Origin of the sequence: Nitrospirillum goiasense (genome assembly GCF_034427435.1) — a bacterium.
Taxonomy (GTDB): domain Bacteria; phylum Pseudomonadota; class Alphaproteobacteria; order Azospirillales; family Azospirillaceae; genus Nitrospirillum.
This window is the reverse complement of the sequence record NZ_JAXQNP010000002.1, coordinates 1,171,119-1,193,247: the sequence shown is the minus strand read 5'-3', so window position 1 is coordinate 1,193,247 and position 22,129 is coordinate 1,171,119. Positions and strand designations below refer to the sequence as shown.

General features: G+C 68.4%; 18 protein-coding genes. 8 read left to right on the top strand and 10 right to left on the bottom strand.

Going from position 1 to position 22,129, the window contains the following annotated elements:
• The first annotated feature begins 37 nt into the window (after window positions 1-37).
• Window positions 38-718 (top strand): SDR family NAD(P)-dependent oxidoreductase, encoded by a 681-nt coding sequence (locus ULB03_RS08020; RefSeq protein ID WP_322482666.1) that lies wholly within the window; start codon window positions 38-40, stop codon window positions 716-718.
• Window positions 719-727: 9 nt separating this feature from the next.
• Here the strand turns inward: ULB03_RS08020 and phhA are convergent, their stop codons facing one another.
• Both phhA and ULB03_RS08010 read right to left on the bottom strand, forming a co-directional pair.
• Window positions 728-1,615 carry a phenylalanine 4-monooxygenase gene (gene phhA / locus ULB03_RS08015; RefSeq protein ID WP_322482665.1) on the bottom strand — a complete coding sequence of 296 codons (888 nt, stop codon included), beginning with the start codon at window positions 1,613-1,615 and terminating at the stop codon, window positions 728-730.
• A 146-nt stretch (window positions 1,616-1,761) separates the two neighbouring features.
• Window positions 1,762-2,253 (bottom strand): Lrp/AsnC family transcriptional regulator, encoded by a 492-nt coding sequence (locus tag ULB03_RS08010; RefSeq protein WP_322482664.1) that lies wholly within the window; start codon window positions 2,251-2,253, stop codon window positions 1,762-1,764.
• A gap of 138 nt (window positions 2,254-2,391) precedes the next feature.
• Here ULB03_RS08010 and hppD point away from each other — a divergent pair, with 138 nt between their 5' ends.
• Window positions 2,392-3,540, top strand: a complete 1,149-nt coding sequence (gene hppD, locus ULB03_RS08005) for a 4-hydroxyphenylpyruvate dioxygenase (protein WP_322482663.1) — start codon at window positions 2,392-2,394, stop codon at window positions 3,538-3,540.
• An 89-nt stretch (window positions 3,541-3,629) separates the two neighbouring features.
• On the opposite strand, the gene ULB03_RS08000 is transcribed toward hppD, so the two are convergent.
• The 3 genes from ULB03_RS08000 to ULB03_RS07990 form a co-directional block, all read right to left on the bottom strand.
• A complete protein-coding gene (locus ULB03_RS08000; protein ID WP_322482662.1) occupies window positions 3,630-4,472 on the bottom strand; it encodes a carbon-nitrogen hydrolase family protein in 843 nt (280 codons plus the stop codon).
• Window positions 4,473-4,474: 2 nt separating this feature from the next.
• Complete coding sequence (gene grxC / locus ULB03_RS07995; protein WP_322482661.1) at window positions 4,475-4,753, bottom strand: glutaredoxin 3; 279 nt, start codon at window positions 4,751-4,753, stop codon at window positions 4,475-4,477.
• Window positions 4,754-4,856: 103 nt separating this feature from the next.
• Window positions 4,857-5,582: a ComF family protein gene (locus tag ULB03_RS07990; protein ID WP_322482660.1), complete on the bottom strand. Its 726-nt coding sequence runs from the start codon at window positions 5,580-5,582 to the stop codon at window positions 4,857-4,859.
• A gap of 170 nt (window positions 5,583-5,752) precedes the next feature.
• Here ULB03_RS07990 and ULB03_RS07985 point away from each other — a divergent pair, with 170 nt between their 5' ends.
• Complete coding sequence (locus ULB03_RS07985; RefSeq protein ID WP_322482659.1) at window positions 5,753-6,676, top strand: methyltransferase domain-containing protein; 924 nt, start codon at window positions 5,753-5,755, stop codon at window positions 6,674-6,676.
• A gap of 160 nt (window positions 6,677-6,836) precedes the next feature.
• Window positions 6,837-8,516 carry a methyl-accepting chemotaxis protein gene (locus tag ULB03_RS07980; protein ID WP_322482658.1) on the top strand — a complete coding sequence of 560 codons (1,680 nt, stop codon included), beginning with the start codon at window positions 6,837-6,839 and terminating at the stop codon, window positions 8,514-8,516.
• A gap of 18 nt (window positions 8,517-8,534) precedes the next feature.
• On the opposite strand, the gene ULB03_RS07975 is transcribed toward ULB03_RS07980, so the two are convergent.
• From ULB03_RS07975 to ULB03_RS07965, 3 genes are all read right to left on the bottom strand, one after another.
• On the bottom strand, window positions 8,535-8,975 hold the full coding sequence (locus ULB03_RS07975) for a (deoxy)nucleoside triphosphate pyrophosphohydrolase (protein WP_322483803.1): 441 nt from the start codon (window positions 8,973-8,975) through the stop codon (window positions 8,535-8,537).
• Window positions 8,976-9,145: 170 nt separating this feature from the next.
• A complete protein-coding gene (argJ, locus tag ULB03_RS07970; RefSeq protein WP_322482657.1) occupies window positions 9,146-10,378 on the bottom strand; it encodes a bifunctional glutamate N-acetyltransferase/amino-acid acetyltransferase ArgJ in 1,233 nt (410 codons plus the stop codon).
• A gap of 228 nt (window positions 10,379-10,606) precedes the next feature.
• Window positions 10,607-11,554, bottom strand: a complete 948-nt coding sequence (locus tag ULB03_RS07965) for a peptidylprolyl isomerase (RefSeq protein ID WP_322482656.1) — start codon at window positions 11,552-11,554, stop codon at window positions 10,607-10,609.
• A 496-nt stretch (window positions 11,555-12,050) separates the two neighbouring features.
• Here ULB03_RS07965 and secA point away from each other — a divergent pair, with 496 nt between their 5' ends.
• From secA to ULB03_RS07950, 3 genes are read left to right on the top strand one after another with little or no spacing between them, the layout of a single operon-like run.
• Entirely contained in the window at window positions 12,051-14,810 is a 2,760-nt protein-coding gene (gene secA, locus ULB03_RS07960) for a preprotein translocase subunit SecA (RefSeq protein ID WP_322482655.1), read from the top strand.
• A 50-nt stretch (window positions 14,811-14,860) separates the two neighbouring features.
• The gene (locus ULB03_RS07955) at window positions 14,861-15,121 is read left to right on the top strand and encodes a hypothetical protein (protein WP_145734914.1); all 261 of its coding nucleotides are present in this window, start codon (window positions 14,861-14,863) and stop codon (window positions 15,119-15,121) included.
• Window positions 15,118-15,654, top strand: coding sequence for a hypothetical protein (locus ULB03_RS07950; RefSeq protein WP_322482654.1), 537 nt, complete (start codon window positions 15,118-15,120; stop codon window positions 15,652-15,654). The genes ULB03_RS07955 and ULB03_RS07950 overlap by 4 nt, the downstream gene beginning before the upstream one ends.
• A gap of 39 nt (window positions 15,655-15,693) precedes the next feature.
• On the opposite strand, the gene greB is transcribed toward ULB03_RS07950, so the two are convergent.
• Together greB and ULB03_RS07940 are read right to left on the bottom strand one after the other, a co-directional pair.
• Window positions 15,694-16,230 carry a transcription elongation factor GreB gene (gene greB / locus ULB03_RS07945; RefSeq protein ID WP_322482653.1) on the bottom strand — a complete coding sequence of 179 codons (537 nt, stop codon included), beginning with the start codon at window positions 16,228-16,230 and terminating at the stop codon, window positions 15,694-15,696.
• Window positions 16,231-16,368: 138 nt separating this feature from the next.
• Window positions 16,369-18,468: a methyl-accepting chemotaxis protein gene (locus ULB03_RS07940; RefSeq protein ID WP_322482652.1), complete on the bottom strand. Its 2,100-nt coding sequence runs from the start codon at window positions 18,466-18,468 to the stop codon at window positions 16,369-16,371.
• A gap of 824 nt (window positions 18,469-19,292) precedes the next feature.
• Here ULB03_RS07940 and ULB03_RS07935 point away from each other — a divergent pair.
• Entirely contained in the window at window positions 19,293-22,103 is a 2,811-nt protein-coding gene (locus ULB03_RS07935; RefSeq protein ID WP_322482651.1) for a M1 family metallopeptidase, read from the top strand.
• Window positions 22,104-22,129 lie beyond the last annotated feature (26 nt).

Sequence of the window (22,129 nt, the reverse complement as noted above, 5' to 3'; positions counted from 1 at the left end):
GACGATGATGCAGGGATCGGGGCAGGGGTCGCGACGTTTGGCGGGCCGCACGGCGGTGGTGACCGGGGCGGCGAACGGCCTGGGCCGGGCCATCGCCGTGGCCATCGCCCGGGAAGGCGCCAACGTCGTGCTGCATCACCTGCTGCCGGAGGAGCAGGCGGCGGCGACCGAAACCGCCCGCCAGGTCCAGGCCCTGGGCCGCACCGGCGTCGTCGTTCATTCCGACATCACCCAGCCCGCCGGCGCCTACACAGTGGCGGAGGCGGCCATCGCCGCCTTCGACCATGTCGACATCCTGATCAACAACGCCGGCTATCGCCTGAAGCAGCCGTTCGACGGCATGACCCTGGAACTGTTCGAGGCGACCATGGCCGCGAACATGGGGGGCACCTTTCTGATGGTGCGCCACCTGCTGCCCCTGATGCGGGCCCGGGGATACGGCCGCATCGTCACCACCGTGGACAGCACCGCCATGGAGGGGGCACGGGGCATGACCGCCTATGGCGCCGCCGCCTCCGCCCTGCTGGGGTTCACCCGCAGCCTGGTGCATGAGTTCGGTGAACACGACATCACCGCCAATTGCGTCTGTCCTGGCCATCTGCCACCCGACGCGGGCGACCAGGGGGAAGACTGGGCGGGTATCACCCCCGCCTACATATTCCTGGCCAGCGACGACGCCTACGCCATGATAGGCCAGACCCTGCGGCCCAGCCCTTAAGGAAGCCCTCTACGCCGCCTGGCGTCCCACGGTGAACACCTTGTCCCCCGGCTGCACTTCATCGGCGGGCAGGTCCGGCAGGCCGGCCAGCTTGGCATACAACGGCGCGAAGTCCCGTGCCGTGGCTTGGAACAACTGCTCGAAGCTGTCCAGCACGAAGTAGGTTTCCTGGTAGTCATCGATGCGGTAGCGGGTGCGCATCACCCGTTCCAGGTCGAACCCGACACGGTTGGGCTGTGGGCTTTCGATGCAGTACTGCGTCTCCCCCCGCGAGGACAGCATGCCGGCGCCATAGGCGCGCAGGCCCTGGGGCGTGCTGATCAGGCCGAATTCCACCATGTACCAGTAGAGGCGGGCCAACCGCTCCAGCCCGCCATGGGCCTCGGCCTCAGCCCCCTTCTTGCCGTAGGCCTGGAGATAGTCGGCGAAGACCGGATGCATCAGCAGGGGCACATGGCCGAAGAAATCGTGGAACACGTCCGGTTCCACCAGATAATCCATCTCGTCCGCCCGGCGGATCCAGTTCGTCACCGGGAAGCGCTTTTCCGCCAGGTGGTTGAAAAAGACATCGTTGGGCAACAGGCCCGGCACCGCCACCAGGGTCCAGCCGGTCGCCCGGTCCAGCACCTCGCTGGCGCGGCCGAAATGGGGAACGCCGTCGCGGGCATCCAGCCGGGCCAGGCAAGCCATGAACTCCGGCGCCGCATAGCGGGGCAGCAGGGCCGACTGCCGGTCATACAGCGTGCGCCAGCGGGCATGCTCCTCCGCCGTGATGGCATCCCAGCCCTGGGGGATGGTGTAGTCGGCCGCCATGGCGCTGTAATCGCCGCGCAGGGGGGTATCGGACTTGCCGGTGGTGTCGACCGGGCCCGTGGCCTTGACCGGGGTGCTGCTCATGGTTCCCTCTCCCTGCTGCGCTTGTGGAAACCATTTTATCGCTGGATCAGCACCATTTTCTTGCGATCATGCCCCAGCCCTATAGAGCCGGAACAACTTCGTGCTGTCTGGGAAGTCCATTTGGCAATGATGTGCTTGAGGAACTTTCAGTCCCGCGCCAGTTCCGCCGCCGACGGCAGGGGCACGGCGGTGGAATGCTTGACCACATCCAGCACGAAGCTGGAGCGCACGTCCTTCACGCCCGGAATCTGCAGCAGCTTTTTCATTGAGACCTCGGCGAAGGCCTCCAGGTTGCTGACCACCACCTGCACCAGATAGTCCATGGTGCCGGTCATGACGAAGCAGGACACCACCTCGGGGATTTGGCTGACCAGGCGGCGGAACACGGCGTCCCCCTCCGCGTTCTGGTCGATCTTGACCTCGACGAAGGCGACGACGCCCAGGCCCAACTGGCGGCGGTTCAGGATCGCGGCGTAGCCCTGGATATAGCCCTGGTCCTCCAAATCCTTCACCCGGCGCAGGCAGGGCGAGGGCGACAGGCCCACGGCCTCCGCCAGGTCAACGTTGGACAGGCGCCCGTTGCGCTGCAAGGTGTCCAGGATGCGCAGATCTGCCGCGTCCAGTGTCGATTTACCCATAGTGATGCCGCCTTAAGGGTTTCTTGAGCACAACATTGCCCAATCTTGGCCAAATGCGGCAGACTTCGCAAGGAAATGCCCGGCCGCCGGGCGTATCATCAGGGGGATTGTTGCTTCTAACAGGGAGAGCGACCCGCCATGTCCACCCCGACGGCCCCCACCCCGACGCCCCCCACCACCTCCTCCAGCCCGGTCGCCGAAGCCGTCGCCGGCGGCGACCTGTGGGAGAACCCGCTGGGCACCGATGGCTTTGAGTTCGTGGAATACACGGCGGAGGACACCGAGGCCCTGGGCCGCCTGTTCGAGGCCATGGGCTTCACCAAGGTGGCCCGCCACCGCTCCAAGAACGTGGTGCTGTACCGCCAGGGCGACATCAACTTCATCGTGAACGCCGAGCCGGACAGCCTGGCCCAGCGCTTCGCCCGTGAGCACGGCCCCAGCGCCTGCGCCATGGCCTTCCGCGTGAAGGACGCGGGGGAGGCCCTGAAGCACGCCGTGGCCCAGGGCGCCAAGGAGGTGAAGGGCACCGTCGGCCCCATGGAGCTGAACATCCCGGCCATCGAGGGCATCGGCGGCAGCCTGCTGTACCTGGTGGACCGCTACAACAGCCCCAGCATCTACGACATCGACTTCCTGCCCATCGAGGGCGCCGACCAGAACCCCGTGGGCGCCGGCCTGAAGCTGATCGACCACCTGACCCATAACGTCCGCAAGGGCCGCATGGACCCGATCTCGGAGTTCTATGGCAAGATCTTCGGTTTCCGCCAGATCCGCTACTTCGACATCACGGGTGAGTACACGGGCCTGACCAGCCGCGCGCTGACCGCCCCCTGCGGCAAGATCCGCATCCCGATCAACGAGTCGAAGTCCGAACAGGGCGCCGACAAGCTGGACCAGATCCAGGAGTTCATCGAGGCCTACAAGGGCGAGGGCATCCAGCACATCGCCCTGCTGACCGATGACATCATCGACACCTGGGACAAGCTGAAGGCCGCCGGCGTGAAATTCATGACGCCGCCGCCCGACACCTACTACGAGATGCTGGAAGAGCGCCTGCCCGGCCACGGCCAACCGGTGGAGGAGCTGAAGAAGCGCGGCATCCTGCTGGACGGCAAGGACAACCGCTATCTGCTGCAGATCTTCACCGAGACGGCCATCGGCCCGATCTTCTTCGAAATCATCCAGCGCAAGGGCGACGAGGGCTTCGGCGAAGGCAACTTCCGCGCCCTGTTCGTCAGCATGGAACGCGACCAGATCCGCCGCGGCGTGCTGAAGGTCGCCGAGTAAGGCTTGTTTCGGCAACGAAATGAAGGGCGGCATCCGCAGGGGGGCCGCCCTTTTTGTTTGGACTTCGGAGCGGCCAGGGGGCGGGAGCGCTAAGGCCCTTCAAACGCCCGGTCATGCATCAGGCTAGGCACCATGCCGCGGGCCTCATCCACCTTGGACAGGTCCAAATCGGCGACCAGCACGCCCGGCGCCTCGCCGCCGGCGTCGGCCAGTACCTCGCCCCAGGGGCTGACGATCAGGGCGTGGCCGTAGGTGGCGCGGCCGCCGTCGTGGAGGCCCACCTGGGCCGGGGCCAGGATGAAACAGCCCGTCTCGATGGCGCGGGCGCGCAGCAGCACATGCCAGTGGGCGCGGCCGGTGGGCACGGTGAAGGCGCTAGGCACGGTGATGATCCGGGCGCCGGCCTTGGCCAGGGCGCGGAACAACTGGGGGAAACGCACGTCGTAGCAGACGGTCAGGCCCAGGCCGCCCCAGGGGGTGTCGACCACGCGCGCGCCATCGCCGGGGCGGAAGGTGGTGCTTTCGCGGTAGCGCTCCCCGTTCGCCAGTTCCACATCGAACATGTGCAGCTTGTCATAGCGGGCCAGCACCTGGCCGGCCGGGTCGATGACGAAGCAGCGATTGGCCGCCCGGCCATCGTCGGTCAGGCAGGCCAGGGTGCCGGTCATGAGCCACAGGCCGGTTTCGGCCGCCAGCTCACGGAACCGGCTGAGCGCCGGGTGCGCCTCTTCGGCGAAGGCGCCGGCCAGCACCCGCTCCCGCCCCTGGACCATGCGGGCCACATTCTCCGGCAGGGTGGCGAGTTGCGCCCCCTGGTCCCTGGCCTGTCGCAACAACTGCGACGCCGCGTCCATGTTGGCCGCGATCTCCGGCCCGGCGGTCATTTGCAGGACCGCCGCGCGCAGGGTGCCGGTGAATGGGGCGGCCGTCATGGTCAGGCGGCGCCGGCGGCGGAATCCAGGCCCAGCTTGGCGTTCAGCGCGCCGGCGCGGTCCAGGGCATGGATGTCGTCGCAACCGCCCAGGCCCTCGCCATCCACGAAAATCTGCGGCACGGTGGTGCGGCCGTCGGCGCGCTGGATCATCTCCGGCTTGCGCGACGGGTGGGCGATGACGTCGATCTCCTCATACTGCACGCCCTTGGCATCCAGCAGCCGCTTGGCGCGGTGGCAGTAGGGGCAATAGGGGCTGGTGTAGATCTCAACGCGGGGCATGGGCCCAAAACTCCTGCGGGGAACGTCGTCCCCAGGATATTGGCGCAATGGCGCCGAAGCGCCAAGGGTGGGTGCGCAACCCAGCCCTGATTTTAGAGTGTTTCTAAATAACCTCTCCCTTCAGCACCCGGGCCAGGGCCAGCACGTCCACCCGCGCGGCGCCCGCCCGGGTGAGGACCCGGGCGCATTCCGCCGCCGTAGCGCCCGTGGTGTAGACATCGTCCACCAGCACCACCCGCAAGCCCTGGACCGACCGGCCGGGGCGCAGCGCGAAGGCGCCGGCGACGTTGCGGGCCCGCCCCTCCCGCGACAGGCTGCCCTGGCTGGGCGTGCGGCGGCGGCGGGTCAGCAGATCGGGCACCGCGCGCACGCCGCTGAGCGATCCCAAGCGCTGCGCCAGCACGGCCGCTTGGTTGTAGCGGCGGGCGAACAGGCGCCAGCGGTGCAGCGGCACCGGCGCGATCAGATCGGCATCGGCCAGCATGTCCGCCCCCGCCCGCGCCATCCACCCGGCCAGCAGGGGCGCCGTCTCCATCCGGTCGCCATGCTTGAAGCCCAGGATCAGGGGACGGCTGGCATCGTCGTACAGCACGGCGGCGCGCAGGCGGTCGAAGGGCAGCGGGGCGGCGACGCAAACGGCGCACAGGGCATCGGCCCCCATGTCGTGGGGAAAGGGCCGGCCGCAGGCCGTGCACTGGGGGGCGGTGATGAAGCCGATGCCCCGCCAACAAATGCCGCACAAGGTGCCGGCGGCAGCCACCGCCTCACCACAGCCCAGGCAGCGCGGCGGCAGCACCAGGTCGAGCAGGCGCACGCCGGCACCGCGCATCCTGGCTCCCACTCCGGCCCACACTGCGGCCCCCACTGCGGGCCCCATCCGCCGTCCCCAATCGCCCATGCGCGCATATCCCCGGAGAAGTACGCGCCATGATAGCGCAAAGGCGCGCGTAGCCCGTAAATTCCTGTTGCTCCCGCGCGCGAAGGGCCTATACCGGCCCCATGAGCGACGCCGACAGCATGACCGTCTTCAACCGCCGCCGCGTGCGGGCCCACCGCGACCGGGCCGCCGCGGGTTGGTCCGGCTTCGATTTCCTGAAGACCGAGGTGGTCGGCCGACTGGTGGACAGGCTGGCCGACATCAAGCGCGACTTCCGTGTCGCCCTGGACCTAGGCTGCCACGGCGGCGAGGTGGCGCAGGCCCTGGCGGCCGTGCCCAGCATCGCCCAGGTGGTGGCGACCGACCTGTCCCCCCGCTTCGCGGCCGAGGCGGCCAAGCGCATGCCCGGCCTGCCCACGGTGGCGGCGGATGAGGAGTTCCTGCCCTTCGCCGAGGGCAGCTTCGACCTGGTGGTTAGCGCGCTGAGCCTGCACTGGGTGAACGACCTGCCGGGCGCCCTGATCCAGATTCGCCGGGCGCTGAAACCCGATGGCTTGTTCCTGGGCGCCATCCTGGGCGGCGAAACCCTGTTCGAGTTGCGCCGCAGCCTGATGGAGGCGGAGATGGGCCTGATGGGCGGCCTGTCGCCCCGCATCAGCCCCATGGCGGAGGTGCGCGACGCCGGCGGCCTGCTGCAACGCGCGGGCTTCGCCCTGCCGGTGGTGGACAGCGACATGCTGACCGTCAGCTATCCGCACGCCTTCCGCCTGATCCAGGACCTGCGCGGCATGGGCGAGACCAACGCCGTGCTGGCCAGCCGCAAGGCCATGAGCCCCAGCGGCCTGTTCACCCAGGCGGCCGAGCGCTATCAGGAGCTTTACCCCGATGGCGACGGCGGCATCGAGGCCAGCTTCCAGGTGTTGTACCTGGCCGGCTGGGCCCCGGACGAAAGCCAGCAGAAACCCCTGCGCCGGGGCAGCGCCAAGCTGCGGCTGGCCGACGCCTTGGGCACGGAAGAGATCAACCCGCTGCGCGGCGGGAACTGAGGCCGGCTGGCCACCCCCTACTTTTGAACTAGAGCCGCTAACCGCGCGTTAACTAAAGGGGCGCGACGCTACCGATGCGTCGCGGAGCCCCCGCATCCCTGTGCGATCGGACATCCCGCGACGGCGACCACGAACCTTGGTCAATGTGGAGAGAGACGTCATGGATCGCCTGGGCATCCGTCAGAAAATACTCATCCTGGTGGCGATGCTGGTCGGCGTCAGTCTCGCGGTCGGGGGCATCGGCGCTTGGTCGCTGAGCCACTTCCGTGACCGGCTGGCGGCCATGGACAACGCCTCGGCCCGCGCCCTGGTGGCGGAGAAGATCAACGCCACCATCCTGGCCATCGTCATGGACTCCCGTGGGGTCTACATGGCGCGCACCGCGCAGGACGCCGAAAAGTTCGCCAAGCCCATGCAGGCCAACCTGGACCGCCTGGCGCAACTGGCGACGGACTGGCGCCAGGCCCTGCCGCCGGCACGGCGCGCGGAACTGGACGACGCCGACGCCCAGTTGGCGGTGTTCCAAGGGGTGCGGAAAGAGATCATCCGGCTGGGCCGCGAGGCCAGCCCCGGCCAGGCGCGGGAGTACGGCGACAACGACGCCAACCGCAAGACGCGCCAGCAGTTGAACGCCGCCATCGAAAAGCTGACGGCGGCGACGGCGAAAGAGGTGTCCGACACCAACGACGCGCTGCAGGCCACCTATCGCTTCAGCCTGGCGCTGATCGCCGGCGTCGCGCTGGCCGGCATCGTGCTGACGGTACTGGCCAGCCAGTGGATCGCCGGCCGTCAGATCAGCACCCCGCTGCTGGCCCTGGTGGATGCCACCGGCCGCATGGCGACCGGGCAGCGGGCGCTGGACATTCCGCACCAGGGCAAGGGCGATGAGATCGGCGAGATGGCGCGGGCCATCGACGGCTTCCGCCGCACCCTGATCGCCGCCGACGAAGCGGCGGCGGCCCAAGGCCGGGAGCAGGCGGAAAAGGCGCGCCGCGCCGCCGCCATCGAATCCCTGCTGCGCGATTTCGACCGGGTGGCGTCGGCCGCGCTGGGAACCGTCTCGTCCGCGGCGCAAGGCCTGGGCCTGACGGCCCACGAAATGGTCAGCCTGGTGGAGGAAACCAACGGCCAGGCGGCCGCGACGGCGTCCGCCGCCGGCCATACCTCGGCCAATGTGCAGACGGTCGCCGCCGCCACCGAGGAAATGGTCGCCTCCATCCAGGAGATCAGCCGCCAGGTCAACCGGTCGGCCGGGGTGACGGCGGACGCGGTGTCCCAGGCGGCGCAGACCGGCGCCACCATCGCCGGCCTGTCGGACGCGGTGCAGCGCATCGGCGAGGTCGTGGCCATGATCCAGGACATCGCCAGCCAGACCAACCTGCTGGCATTGAACGCCACCATCGAGGCGGCGCGCGCGGGCGAGGCGGGCAAGGGTTTCGCGGTCGTCGCGAGCGAGGTCAAGGCCCTGGCGACCCAGACCGCCAAGGCGACGGAGGACATCGCCCGCCAGATCGCCGCCGTTCAGGAGGCGACCCACAGCACGGTGACCGCCATGACCGACATCAGCAGCACCATCGGCGCCATCAACGAAATCTCGGCCGCCATCGCCGCCGCCATCGAGGAACAGAGCGCCACCACCGGTGAGATCACGCGCAACGTCCAGGCGGCCGCCAACGGCACCCAGCGGGTGAGCGAGAACATCAGCCAGGTGAGCGAGGTGGCGCACCAGACCGGCGATGCCGCCGGCCGGGTGCTCGAGTCGTCGGAGGCGTTGAACAGCCAAAGCGAGGTGCTGCGCCGCGAGGTGGAGCAGTTCCTGCACCGTATCCGCGCCGCCTGAACGGCCGGCGCCGCCGGCCTACAGCAGGTCGCGCAGCATGGCCACCAGGGGCACGTCCGCGGGCGGCATGGGATAATCGCCCATGCGCTCCGGACGGGCCCAGGCCAGCACCTGCCCCTCCAGCGGGGTGGGCGTGCCCTGCCAAACACGGCAGACGTACAGCGGCATCAGCAGGTGGAAGGTCTCATAACGGTGGCTGGCGAAGGTGAAGGGCGCCAGGCAGCTGGTGCGGGTGTCGATGCCCAGCTCTTCGCGCAGTTCCCGCACCAGGGCCACCTCCGGCGTTTCGCCGGGGTCGACCTTGCCGCCGGGAAACTCCCACAGCCCGGCCAGGGACTTGCCCGGCGGCCGCTGCGCCAGCAGCACCCGCCCGTCGGCATCGACCAGCGCCACGGCGGCGACCAGGACGGTGCGCACCGGCTCCGTCGGCTCCGGCTGCCCGTTCCAGCAGGGCGTCATCTCATCCGCCACGGCACTTCCTTCTCTCAAGGGCAAAACCGGCGGCATGACGTCTCATGCCACCGCAGGACGCGACCGCGTCCGCCGGAGATTTTCGGGGAACGCAGTGGACTGGAAATCGAGGACAAGGCAAGCGGGCGGATGCCCGCGCCCGCCGCCTGAGGGGACACTTAACTCCGGTAGCTGCCGTTGATGTCGATGTAGCCATGGGTCAGGTCGCAGGTCCAGACCGTGGCCTTGCCCCGGCCCAGGCCCAGATCGACCTGGATGTCGATCTCCTGCCCCTTCATGTGGGCGGCCACCGGCGCCTCGTCATAGCCCGGGACCTCCATCCCGTTGGCGCAGATCTGCACGCCGCCGATGCTGATGACCAGCTTGTCGCGGTCGGCCTTTTCGCCCGCGCGGCCCACGGCGGCGACGATACGGCCCCAGTTGGCGTCCTCACCCGCCACGGCGGTCTTCACCAACGGCGAATTGGCGACGGTCAGCGCGATGCGCTTGGCCGCCTGGTTGCTGGTGGCGCCGGTCACGGTCAGGGTCACGAACTTGGTGGCGCCCTCGCCGTCGCGCACGATCTGCTGGGCCAGGTCCAGGCAGACGGCGTCCAGGGCCTTGGCGAAGGGGCGCAGGCGGGCGTCGTTGACGTCGGTGATGGGGGCGTTGCCGGCCTGGCCCGTGGCGACCAGGATCACCGTGTCGCTGGTGGAGGTGTCGCCATCCACCGTCACGCAGTTGAAGCTGCGGTCGGTCGAGCGCGACAGCAGCTTCTGCAGCACGGGGGCGGCGATGGCGGCGTCGGTGAACAGGAAGCCCAGCATGGTCGCCATGTCGGGGGCGATCATGCCGCTGCCCTTGGCGAAGCCGTTCAGCGTCACGGTCTTGCCGTCGATGACGCAGGTGGCCACGGCGCCCTTGGGGAAGGTGTCGGTGGTCATGATGGCCCGGGCGGCGGCGTCCCAGCTGCCGGCGTCCAGCTTGGCCCAGGCGGCGCCCAGATGCTGGGCGATCTTGTCCGCCGGCAGGGGCTGGCCGATCACGCCGGTGGAGGCCACGAACACCTCTTCCGGCTTGCAGCCCACCAGTTGGGCGGCCGTGGTCACCGTCTCGGACACCAACGACTCGCCAGCCGCCCCGGTGAAGGCGTTGGAGTTGCCGGAGTTCACCACCAGGGCACGGGCGCTGCCGCCGGCCAGGCCACGACGGCACCAATGCACGGGGGCGCTGGCGGTCAGCGAGCGGGTCAGCACGCCGGCCACGGTGGTGCCGGGGGCCAGCTCGGCCACCATCAGGTCATCCCGGCCCTTGTAGCGGATGCCGCAGTTGTACGCCGCCAGGCGGACGCCGGCCACGGGGGACAGGGTGGGGAAAGCGTCGGGTGCCAGGGGGGAGACCTTGGAGGCCATGGGAATCGCTCCGTTGAAGGCGAACGGTTCGGATGAGGGGCCGCCCGGAAAAGCCCCGGGCAAACGGCGCAGAAAATAGGCTGAAATCCGTGACGATTAAAATCGAAAACGGACCTGTAATGCTTAAGCGGGACACGGACAGTAAAAGGGGCGCAAGACCGCCGCTGGCGATGCTTGCGCCCCTATCGCTACCAACACCCTGGGCCCGATACCATGGGCCCGCCCGCCTTACTGCTTGGCGGGGGCGGCCGGCTTGGCGGCGGCCGGCGGCGGGGTCAGGGAGATCGGCTGCTTGCCGGTGATGTCGAAGGCCTCGACCTTGGCGCCCTTGCGCAGGTCTTCCACGACCTGGGCGGCCAGATCCTGGGCCTCGGCCTGGGCAACCTGGCCCTTCACCTGCTCGAACGGCGGGGCCTGGCGCTTGCGGCGGTCCTCAACCTTGATCACGTGCCAACCGAAATCGGTCTTCACGGGGGTCTTGCTGACCTCACCCGGCTTCATGGCGAAGGCGGCCTCGGCGAACGGCGCCACCATGTCGCCCTTCGTGAAGTAGCCCAGGTCACCGGCCGAAGCGGCGGAGTTCTTGTCGATCTGCTGCTCGGAAGCCAGCTTGTTGAAGTCGGCGCCGCCCTGGATCTGCTTGATCAGGGCTTCGGCTTCTTCCTTGGTCTTGACCAGGATGTGGCGGGCGCGGACTTCGTCCTCCGCCGGCAGGGCCTTGACCATCTCATCGTACTTCTTCTTCAGCAGCGCCTCGTTCATGCGGGCGTCGACCTGCTTGCGGATGTAGGCCTGCTGCACGAAGCGCTCTTCCGCGCGCTTCATCTCGGCCTTCACGTCCTTGCTGTCCTGCAGCTTCTCCTTGTAACCGGCGTCCGCCAGCAGGCGGGCGGTCACCAGGTTCTCCAGAACGCGGGGGTAAGCCTCGTTCAGGTGAATCTGCTGCTGGGTCTGGGCAGGCAGCTGGCTGTATTCGTTCAGCACTTCCGACCGATGGATTTCCTTGCCGTTGACGCGGGCCACGACGGGGTCGTCCGCGGCCTGGGCCGGGGCGCCGGCGGCCGGCGCGGCGGCGGGGGCGGCAGCCTTGGCCGGGGTGTCAGCGGCCAGGGCGGTGCCGGCCAGGGACCCGAAAGCCGCGGTCAGCAGCGCGGCACGCAACATCTTCACATACATGGAGCTGAATTCCTCGAGGACTGGGGCTGCATCAAAAAACGGCGCGACGGCAGGGACCAGGGACGGCCACGCCGTAGCACTGCCGGGCCCTTCTTCGGCTGTCGCGCCATAAAACACGGGGCCGCCCCCCATCGCAAGGTGGGACAGCGCGCCAACCCCACCTTGCACGTGTCCTGATGCCGCACCCGGCGCCGCCGGTGACGGTTTCCCGATACCGCGCACGGAGGCGCCCGCGCGGGCCCTATCAAAGCGGTTGGAAAGCAGGCGGATCATGCTATGGTCCCCACCCGCGCGTGTGGGGGATCTGTCGCGGCAGGCGGGTCCGGTATCGCGATACCGGTAAACGGCGGGGCTTCATTGACCGCCGGGGCCTGCCACCTTATCTCAGAAAGCGCGCGCGAGGGGCTGCCGCCCCGCCCGTCGCCAGAGTACCCGGAGGGCCGGGCCGGATGACCCGGACGGTTCTCGTCCCCTATTCGCTTCCTTCGAGGTTTTCATGTTCGGTTCCATCGCCCGCAAACTGTTCGGCAGCGCCAACGAGCGCGTTGTCAAAAGCTTGCGGAAGGACGTCGACGCCATCAACGCGCTGGAGCCGAAGCTGGTATCGCTGTCCGACGACGAGCTGCGCATGCGCACCGACTGGCTGCGCGACCGGCTGGCCAAGGGCGAGACGCTGGACGACATCCTGCCCGACGCCTTCGCCACTGTGCGCGAGGCGGCCAAGCGCGCCATCGGCCAGCGCCATTTCGACGTGCAGCTGATGGGCGGCATCGTCCTGCACCGCGGCCGCATCGCCGAGATGCGCACCGGTGAAGGCAAGACCCTGGTGGCGACCCTGGCGGTGTACCTGAACGCCCTGGAGGGTAAGGGCGTGCACGTCGTCACCGTGAATGACTATCTGGCCAAGCGCGACAGCAGCTGGATGAGCCGCGTCTATGGCTTCCTGGGGCTGACCACGGACTGCATCGTCCACGGCCTGGACGATGACGAGCGCCGCCGCGCCTATGCCGCCGACATCACCTACGGCACCAATAACGAGTTCGGCTTCGACTATCTGCGCGACAACATGAAGTTCCGCCTGGACGACATGGTCCAGCGGCCCTTCAACTTCGCCGTGGTCGACGAGGTGGACAGCGTGCTGATCGACGAGGCGCGCACGCCCCTGATCATCTCCGGCCCGTCCACCGATGGCTCCGAGCTGTATGCCGCCGTGGACACGGTGATCCTGCGCCTGGCCGACACCGATTATGAAAAGGATGAGAAGGCCAAGTCCGTCAACCTGACGGAAGAGGGCACGGAGAAGGTCGCCCAGATCCTGACGGAGATGGACCTGCTGAAGCAGGGCGACCTGTACGACATCCACAACATCACCCTGGTCCACCATGTGAACCAGGCCCTGCGCGCCCACAAGCTGTTCACCCGCGACGTGGACTACATCGTCAAGGACGACAAGGTCGTCATCATCGACGAGTTCACGGGCCGCATGATGGACGGCCGCCGCTATTCCGAGGGCCTACACCAGGCGCTGGAGGCCAAGGAGCATGTGACCATCCAGCGCGAGAACCAGACGCTGGCGTCCATCACCTTCCAGAACTATTTCCGCCTGTATCCCAAGCTGGCCGGCATGACCGGCACCGCCATGACCGAGGCGGCGGAGTTCGCGGAGATCTATAACCTGGACGTGGTCGACATGCCGACCAACCTGCCCGTCCAGCGCATCGACCATGACGATGAGGTCTACCGCACCGCGCGCGAGAAGTATGACGCCATCGTCAAGCTGGTGAAGGAATGCCAGGAACGGCAGCAGCCCATCCTGGTCGGCACCATCTCCATCGAGAAGTCGGAACTGCTGTCCGACCTGCTGAAGAAGCAGGGCATCCCGCACAACGTGCTGAACGCCCGTTACCATGAGCAGGAAGCCTACATCGTTTCCCAGGCCGGGCGCCCGGGAGGCGTCACCATCGCCACCAACATGGCCGGCCGCGGCACCGACATCAAACTGGGCGGCAACGTCGAGATGCGCATCGAGTACGAGCTGGGCGAGGTGACCGACCCCGCCGAGCGCGAACGGCGCATCAAGCAGATCGAGCAGGAGGTGGCGGCCGCCAAGGAGGTGGCGCTGGCCGCCGGCGGCCTGTACGTCGTGGGCACGGAGCGGCACGAAAGCCGGCGCATCGACAACCAGCTGCGTGGCCGTTCCGGCCGCCAGGGCGACCCCGGCGCCTCGAAGTTCTTCCTGTCGCTGGAAGACGACCTCATGCGCATCTTCGGGTCGCAGCGCATGGACACCATGCTGCAGCGCCTGGGCCTGCAGGAGGGTGAGGCCATCATCCACAGCTGGATCAACCGCGCCCTGGAAAAGGCCCAGAGCCGGGTGGAAGCGCACAACTTCGAAATCCGCAAGAACCTGCTGAAGTACGACAACGTCATGAACGACCAGCGCAAGGTCGTTTATGAGCAGCGCCGTGAAATCATGGCCGTCGACGACATCAAGGAAACCGTCGAGGACATGCGCCAGGACACCATCAACACCCTGGTGGCCAAGGCGATCCCGGCCAATTCCTATGCCGAGCAGTGGGACATGAACCAACTGCACGAGGATGTGGCGCGCATCCTGGCGCTGGACCTGCCGGTGCTGGACTGGGCCAAGGAAGAAGGCATCGGCGAGGTCGAGATCGAGCAGCGCTTGATGAAGGCGGCCGAGGAAGCCTATGCCGCCAAGGAGGCCAGCTACGGGCCGGAGATCATGCGCTCCATCGAGCGCAGCCTGCTGCTGCAGCTGCTGGACCAATCGTGGAAGGATCACCTGCTGTCGCTGGACCATCTGCGCCAGGGCATCAACCTGCGCGCCTATGGCCAGCGCGACCCGCTGAACGAATACAAGCGCGAGGCGTTCAACCTGTTCGAGGAGCTGCTGGACAGCCTGCGCGAACAGGTGACCCAGGTGCTGATGCGTGTCCAGTTGCAGGTGGCCCAGCCGGCGCTGGACCCGAACGACTTCCCGCCGCAGGAGATGCAGGAGACCCGCATCGATCCGGCGCTGGCCGCCCCCGGCCAGGCCATTCCGGCGGACGAGCCCCTGCCCCCCGGCATGGCGCGCGCCAGCGCCGGCCTGGCCTATGGCGCGGTGAACATGCCGCAGTCGACCCAGGCGGGCGGCCAGGACCCGGACACCTGGATGAACACCCCCCGGAATTCCCCCTGCCCCTGCGGCAGCGGCCTGAAGTACAAGCATTGCCACGGCCGCGCCCCGTAAGGGGCCGGTCCTGACGACCGCTTTCGCCCTTGCAAGGGAGGCCCACGGCCATGCCGGATGCCGAGGACATGACGCCGGACGACGACAGCCGCCGCCCGGCCCCACCCGTCAACGAAGATATCGTTGAGCGGCTGCGCCGGCGCGCCGAACGCGCCCGCGACCGCTATCCCGACCACGCCGAGGATCCGGGCACCCTGGTCGGCGGCCTGATCGAGGATTACGAGGCGGCGGCGCAGGAGATCGAGCGGCTGCGCGCCGCTCTGAAGGACATCGCCCGGCGGTCGCTGGCCGCCATGCGGCCGGAATTATGAAACGCGCGGCGGCGGTCCTGCTGGCCCTGGGCCTTGCGGTATCGCTGCCGGGCGCCCCATCCGCCGGCGCGGAAGCGCCGCCGCCAACGCCCCAGGCCATCGTCGAGGCCCTGTACCGGCCCTATCTGGCGGACCCGCACGCCGAAAAAGATATCGCGACCGACTCGGTGGCCAGCATCCGCCGGCACGCCACGCCGGCACTGGCCCGGCTGCTGGACGCGGATCGGGCCTGCCAGGCCCGCACCCATGCCATTTGCGCCCTGGACTTCGACCTCATCGTCGATGGCCAGGACTGGGACCTGTCAGGCTTCGGCCTGGAGACGGCCACCGTGGGCGATACGGCCACGGTGACGGCGCGCTTCATCAACGGCACGCCGCGCGTCCTGGCCTATCATTTCGTGATGACCGGCGGACGCTGGCGGGTCGATGACCTGCTCATCCTGAAGGACGACGCCGCGGCGAGCGACCAGCCCTGGTCGTTGAAGGACACGCTGGCGCGGGAATACGGGCCGGCGGCCAAGAAACACCGCTGAGGACCATCGCCACCCCGGTCCCTCAGTTGGGGCGGCCCCTCAGTCCGGGTAACGGATCTCCAGGATCTCCACCTCTTCCGGGCCCTTGGGCGTGCGCACGGTGACGACGTCGCCCACCCGCGCCTTCATCAGGGCGCGCGCCACGGGCGATACCCAGCTGATGCGGTGGCGATCCATGTCCACCTCGTCGCGGCCGACGATGGTGACGGTCATGCGGGTATCGTCCTCATCGGCATAAGTGACCGTGGCGCCGAAGAAGACCTGGGAGCGGTTCTTCTGCAGTTGCGGGTCCACCACCTCGGCGCTTTCGATGCGCTTGGTCAGGAAGCGGATGCGCCGGTCGATCTCGCGCAGCCGCTTCTTGCCATAGAGGTAATCGCCATTCTCCGACCGGTCGCCGTTGCCGGCGGCCCAGGACACCACCTCCACCACCTTGGGCCGTTCCACCCGCAGCAACTGGTGGCGTTCGTCCCGCATGCGGTTGAAGCCTTCCGGCGTCATGTAGTTCTTGGCGCCCGCCGGCAGGGGCGGCAGGCCCTCGTCATCATCGTCGTCAAGATCAGGCGTGGTGTTCATTCGGGGCACTTCACTGGGGGTGCACTTCACTGGGAGGGCACTTCACTGGCTCGCACCCCGGCCCTGTACCCCACCCTGAGCCCCGGGACAAGGAGGACAGGGCCGGAGGACTGATGTCCCGGCCCCTCCCCCTGTCGATCACATCTCGCGCAGGGCCTTCATGAAGCGCTGCACCGCCTGGTTCAAGCGTCCGGCCTCCTGGGTCAGGCCCCCCGCCGTGTCCAGCACCTCACCCGCCGTGCTGCCGGCGACGCCGGTGGCGGTGGCCAGGGAGGACAGGGTACGCGACACATGGTCGGTGCCGTCGGCGGCCTCCGCCACGTTGCGGGCGATCTCCCGCGTGGCCGCGCCCTGCTCCTCCACCGCAGCGGCGATGGCGGCGGCGACCTCGTTCACCTCATGGATGGTGCTGCCGATGCGTTCCATGGCGGCGACGCTGAGGTCGGTGCGCTGCCCGATGTCCTGGACATAGCGGGTGATCTCCTCCGTCGCGCGGGCGGTCTGGCCGGCCAGGGTCTTCACCTCGCTGGCCACGACGGCGAAGCCCTTGCCCGCCTCGCCGGCGCGCGCGGCTTCGATGGTGGCGTTCAAGGCCAGCAGGTTGGTCTGCCCGGCGATGTCGCTGATCATCTGCACCACAGCGCCGATGCGGTCGGACGCCTCGGCCAGGCCGCCGATGGTGGTGCCGGTGGTGGTGACCTCGGCCACCGCGCGGGCGGCGATGGCCTTGGACCGTTCGACCTGGCGCCCCACCTCGTCAACCGAGGCGGCCAATTCCTGGGCGGCGGCGGCCACCGTCTGCACGTTGCTTGAGGTCTGGCTGGCGGCGGCCTGCACGTCCTGGGCCTGCATGCTGGCGGTGCCGGTGTTGTCGGTCAGGGCGCGGGCGTCGCCTTCCAGGGTGTGGGCGGCGGCGGTCAGGGCCGTGGCGACGCCATGCACGTCGGTCTCGAACGCGGCGGCCAGGCGGGCCTGCCGGGTCACCACCGACCAGGTCATCATGGGGCCGACATAGCGGCCGTCGGTGTCGCGCACGGCGGCCACCCGCAGCTCCAGCTCCTCATTATCGCCATTGGCGTTCTTGAGGGTCAGGCGGCCCTGCCAGGGCAGGCGGGCGGGGTCGCGCACCACGTCCAGCAGGGGCGCGGGGTCGGCATGGAACAGGCCGATGCCAGCCCCCACCGGGGTATCGCCGGCCAGCGGCCGCGGCAGGGGGGCGCCCAAGGTCCGCAGGGTGGTGAGGCTGGCGGTGTTTGCGTAGGTGATGCGGAAGCCCTGGTCGGCGTCGGCCAGCAGCACGTTCAACGGCATGTCGTCCACCATCTGCTTCAGGCGGAACACGTCGGCCACCACGCCCCGCAGGGCGTGCGCCGCGCGCAGCATGCGGCCGATTTCATCCTGGCTCTGGGCCCGGCGCTGGGTGGCGCCCATGTCCACGGTGGTGTCGTTGGCGGCCAGGCGTTCCAGCACACGCGCGACCAGCAGGGCCGGGCGGCCGACCCAACGGCTGGCCAGCCACCAGGCTGCCAGGCCCAGGATGGCCGCGATCGTAACACTGGCGACCAGGATGCTGGTCTTCAGGCGATCCACAGCCTCGGCGAAGATGCGCTTCTGGATGCCGGTGTAGAGCACGCCGATGGTGTGGCCGTTGGCGTCCTTGATGGGGTCATAGGCGGTGTAGAAGGGCACGCCCAGGATGTCGGCCTCGCCGCGATAGGCCTCGCCCCGGCCGACGACGGTGTCGAACACGGCGTTATGGGCCAGCGCCGTGCCCACGGCGCGGCCACCATCGGGCTTCATGACGTTGGTGGCGACGCGCACCATCTCGCCATTGCGCGCGGCGAAGATGGTAGCGGTGCCGCCCACCAGGCGCTTCACCGTGTCGACGGCGGCGTTGTTGTCCTCCAGCGCCACGTCCCCGGCGTAAAGATGCCCGTCCTTCAGGCTGTAGCCCTTGCCGTAGCCCTCCAGCACATGCCAGGCCACCTGCATGTTGGCGTCCTGCCGGTCCTTGGCCAGTTCCATGGTGAAGCCGGCCAGCAGCACGTGGCTGATGCCCAGGCTGACCACCGTCAGCAGCGTGACGGCGCCAACGATCAACAGGGCGATGCGGGCCGCCACCGACACCTCGAACCGGCGGCGCGGGGCGGCGGCCTTACGCGGGGTGCTGGGCGCGGATGCGGAAATGGGCAGGGTGCCGGCGGCCGCCTGGGCCGTCGAGAACTGGGCTTGGAGCATGGCGATACTTCCCAAAAAATGCGGCGCGCCCACGGGGGCGCCAAGGGCGCACACGGGCGATAACGACAGCGAACACTATGATGCAGGCGAAAAGAGCCCCGAGCGGCCCGCGAACCGCGGAGCTGTCATCCAGGATGAGATGTTAAATATAGGCTGATTTGTGGTTAGTCCATAGTTAACCCTATGCGGATTTTGAAGACTAGATCACCAAAAACGGCACCTTAACCTCGCACAATCATCCCATTTCCCTTTAAGGGACCCATGGGAATCGTTGCCCGTTGGTTAATTTTTGCGCATTTTTGCGACGTAGTCACCGCTAACCTCACCGAATTCTGGTAGATTTACTTGATACGTTCCATTCAATATCGATTCGGTTACCAAATGAAAGTCCCTGCCCCCGGCAAAAACCCGAAGATGATGTTGACTTGTCACCTTGAGAGGACGATGAAAATCGCATCGACAGGGCGCAACCAATGCCTGTGAAGGCCCCGGATCGGAGGGCGAAAACCTGGGCCACCCTGCGTTCATCTGCCGCAGCTTATCGAGAAACGAATACGGCCCTTTTATTTAATCATTTTTACTAAGTCGGCAGGGGACAGCGCTTTCCCTCGGCGCCGGATCGCTCGCCGGGCGGTGGTCGCGCTCCTTCCCGATAGTTCGCGCCCACGCCACTCTTTTCCCCAAAGGCGCCCTCGGGGGCGTCCCGGGCGCACCCGTCCGGCGTGCAAGTCCTGAATTGAACTGTGGGGTGGACGCATGCACACTCCCATCAAAGCGTATGGCGCCCCGGCGGCGGCACGCAATACAAGCGTAGGAGCGGCTATATGCCCCTGGCCTCGACTGGTTTTACCTTGGGTAATTTCAAAAGTTTTCTTAAAACTGTTCTGACAACGACTGCGGCCTTATGCCTCAGCCCCACGGTTTCTCTAGCGGCCAATGGCCGACTTCCGGGGAATATCTCGCCCCTGCATTATGACCTGACCGTCATTCCGGCCATCGACACATCGACCTTCGCCGGCGAGGTGCATATCGACATCGACGTGGCCACCGCCACCCCCACGGTGGTGCTGAACACAGAAAGCCTGACCCTGGACCGCGTGACCATCGACGGCGTCCCCGCCACCGGCGTCACCCAGGACAAGGACAGCCAGACGGCCACGCTGACCGCGGCGGCGCCCCTGCCGCCCGGCCACCACACGGTGGACATCGCCTATCGCGGCGTGATCGAGAAGACGGCGCGCGGCCTGTTCCAGTTGGATTACGCCAGCGGGGATGCTCCGACGGGCGCGTCAGCGGGCGCCTCTGGGGCCGGCGGCGCGACGGCCCACATGCTGTCCACCCAGTTCGAGGCGGGGGACGCCAGGCGCTTCCTGCCCTGCTGGGACGAGCCCTCGGCCAAGGCCACGTTCAGCCTGTCCATCATGGCGCCCCAGGGCCAGATGGCCGTGTCCAACATGCCGGTCAAGGCGGACGAGGCCATGGCCGACGGCCGCCACCTGGTGCATTTCCAGCAGACGCCGCGCATGTCCAGCTATCTGCTGTTCGTGGGCGTGGGCGACCTGGAACGGGCGACGGCCAAGGCCGGCGATGTGGAGATCGGCGTGGTGGTGCGGCGCGGGTCGGTGGACAAGGCGCGCTTCGCCCTGGAAACCGCGGCCGCCATCCTGGCCCGCTACAACGACTATTTCGGCACGCCCTATCCCCTACCCAAGCTGGACTTCGTCGCCATCCCCGGCGCCGGCGGCTTTGGCGCCATGGAGAATTGGGGCGCCATCATGTCGTTCGAGAAGGACATGCTGCTGGACCCGGCGCTGGCCACCGAAGCGGCGCGCCAACGGGTGTTCCAGGTGGTGGCGCACGAAATGGCGCACCAATGGTTCGGCGACCTGGTGACCATGGCCTGGTGGGACGATCTGTGGCTGAACGAGGGCTTCGCCTCGTGGATGGAGGCCAAGGCCATGCAGGCGCTGCACCCCGACTGGTCGCCCTGGCTGGTGGCCATGCCGGCCATGGAAAGCGCCAAGCGCCTGGATGCCCGCGCCTCCACCCACCCGGTGGTGCAGCCCATCAACTCCGTGGCGGAGGCGGACGAGGCCTTCGACGACATCACCTATGACAAGGGCCAGGCCGTCATCCGCATGGTGGAGGCGACGGTGGGCGAAACGGTGTTCCGCGACGGCGTGCGCCGCTACATGAAGCGCAACGCCTATGGCAACGCCACCACCCGCGACCTGTGGAAGGCGGTGGAGGAGGCGGGCGGCAAGGATGTGCTGCGCATCGCCACCGACTTCATCACCAAGCCGGGCATCCCCCTGGTGTCGGTCAGCGCCACCTGCGGCGCCGGCGGGCCGGCCCCCAAGGCGCATCCGGCGCGCAAGGGGCGGAAGGGCGCGCCGGAGCAGGCCCCCGGCCCGGCCGGCGCCACCACGCAGGTGAGCCTGCGCCAGTCCCGGTTCGCCACCGAGCCGGTGACCATCCCCGACCAGTACCACCTGAGCGACCGGCTGTGGGCCATCCCCGTGCCCCTGGCCACGGTGGGGGACGGCGTCCCGGCGCATACCCTGCTGACGGCCCTGACGGGCAAGGCCGCCGCGCCCGGCTGCGGCCCCTTGCTGGCCAACGCCGGCCAGACCGGCTATTTCCGCGTCGCCTACACCGAACCGGCGTTCAAGGCCCTGGTGGACCATGTCGACCGGCTGGCGCCCATCGACCAGCTGGGCCTGATGTACGACAGCGCCGCCCTGGGCGAGGCCGGGCAGATGGCCATGAGCGACAGCCTGGCCCTGATCCGCGCCCTGCCGGCCAACGCGGACCCCGCCGTATGGCAGCAGGCCGCCGACTATCTGAGCGACGTGGATGACTTCTACGCCGGCGGCGCGGGCCCGGGCGCGGGGGGCATCAGCCCGGCGCAGGCGGCGTTCTGGGCCTTCGCCCGCGGCGTGCTGACCCCGGCGCTGTCGGCCATCGGCTGGGACCCGCAGCCGGGCCAAGGCGACAAGGTGGGGCTGGAGCGCACGGCCCTGATCCGCGCCCTGGGCAGCTTCGACGACGCCAATACCCTGACGGAGGCGCGGCACCGCCTGGCCTCGGACGGGACGGACCCCACGGCCCTGCCCCCCGCCATCCGTCTGGCCGTGATCACCACCGTGGCCCAGCATGCCGACGCCGCCACCTTCGACCGGCTGCACGCCCTGGCGTCCTCCACCACCGACCCGCTGGCCCGCCGCCAGTTGTACGGCGCACTGGGCGCGGTGCGCGACCCGGCGCTGGCGCAGAAGGTGCTGGACCTCAGCCTGACGCCCGAGGCCGGCACCACCCTGGCGCCGCAGCTGATCCTGGCCGTGGCCGACGCCAACCCCGACCTGGCCTGGCGTTTCATCACCAGCCATGTCGACGCGGTGGAGGCGTCGCTGGACCAGATGCAGCGCTATGAGTTCTTCGCCAGCGTGGCGCGCCGGTCCGCCGACCCCGCCCGCATCGATGAGCTGAACGCCTATGCCGAGGCCCATGTGCCGGTCAGCGGCCGCCAGGGCATCGCCAAGGCGGCGGGGGCGATCGCCTACCGCGCCAAGGTGGCGCGGGAGCGCCTGCCCCAGGTGGACGCCTGGCTGGCCACGCTGCCCACGTCACGTTGATTGGGCCACGCACTGACCGGGCACCG

What these genes read in the sequence shown, in the direction of transcription:
- ULB03_RS07965 (WP_322482656.1), bottom strand. Translation starts at nt 11,554, where the DNA reads ATGTATGTGAAGATGTTGCGTGCCGCGCTGCTGACCGCGGCTTTCGGG.
- ULB03_RS07955 (WP_145734914.1), top strand. Translation starts at nt 14,861, where the DNA reads ATGCCGGATGCCGAGGACATGACGCCGGACGACGACAGCCGCCGCCCG.
- greB (WP_322482653.1), bottom strand. Translation starts at nt 16,230, where the DNA reads ATGAACACCACGCCTGATCTTGACGACGATGATGACGAGGGCCTGCCG.
- ULB03_RS08000 (WP_322482662.1), bottom strand. Translation starts at nt 4,472, where the DNA reads ATGACGGCCGCCCCATTCACCGGCACCCTGCGCGCGGCGGTCCTGCAA.
- argJ (WP_322482657.1), bottom strand. Translation starts at nt 10,378, where the DNA reads ATGGCCTCCAAGGTCTCCCCCCTGGCACCCGACGCTTTCCCCACCCTG.
- grxC (WP_322482661.1), bottom strand. Translation starts at nt 4,753, where the DNA reads ATGCCCCGCGTTGAGATCTACACCAGCCCCTATTGCCCCTACTGCCAC.
- ULB03_RS07940 (WP_322482652.1), bottom strand. Translation starts at nt 18,468, where the DNA reads ATGCTCCAAGCCCAGTTCTCGACGGCCCAGGCGGCCGCCGGCACCCTG.
- ULB03_RS07975 (WP_322483803.1), bottom strand. Translation starts at nt 8,975, where the DNA reads ATGACGCCCTGCTGGAACGGGCAGCCGGAGCCGACGGAGCCGGTGCGC.
- ULB03_RS07980 (WP_322482658.1), top strand. Translation starts at nt 6,837, where the DNA reads ATGGATCGCCTGGGCATCCGTCAGAAAATACTCATCCTGGTGGCGATG.
- ULB03_RS07990 (WP_322482660.1), bottom strand. Translation starts at nt 5,582, where the DNA reads ATGCGCGGTGCCGGCGTGCGCCTGCTCGACCTGGTGCTGCCGCCGCGC.
- phhA (WP_322482665.1), bottom strand. Translation starts at nt 1,615, where the DNA reads ATGAGCAGCACCCCGGTCAAGGCCACGGGCCCGGTCGACACCACCGGC.
- ULB03_RS08010 (WP_322482664.1), bottom strand. Translation starts at nt 2,253, where the DNA reads ATGGGTAAATCGACACTGGACGCGGCAGATCTGCGCATCCTGGACACC.
- ULB03_RS07985 (WP_322482659.1), top strand. Translation starts at nt 5,753, where the DNA reads ATGAGCGACGCCGACAGCATGACCGTCTTCAACCGCCGCCGCGTGCGG.
- hppD (WP_322482663.1), top strand. Translation starts at nt 2,392, where the DNA reads ATGTCCACCCCGACGGCCCCCACCCCGACGCCCCCCACCACCTCCTCC.
- secA (WP_322482655.1), top strand. Translation starts at nt 12,051, where the DNA reads ATGTTCGGTTCCATCGCCCGCAAACTGTTCGGCAGCGCCAACGAGCGC.
- ULB03_RS07935 (WP_322482651.1), top strand. Translation starts at nt 19,293, where the DNA reads ATGCCCCTGGCCTCGACTGGTTTTACCTTGGGTAATTTCAAAAGTTTT.
- ULB03_RS07950 (WP_322482654.1), top strand. Translation starts at nt 15,118, where the DNA reads ATGAAACGCGCGGCGGCGGTCCTGCTGGCCCTGGGCCTTGCGGTATCG.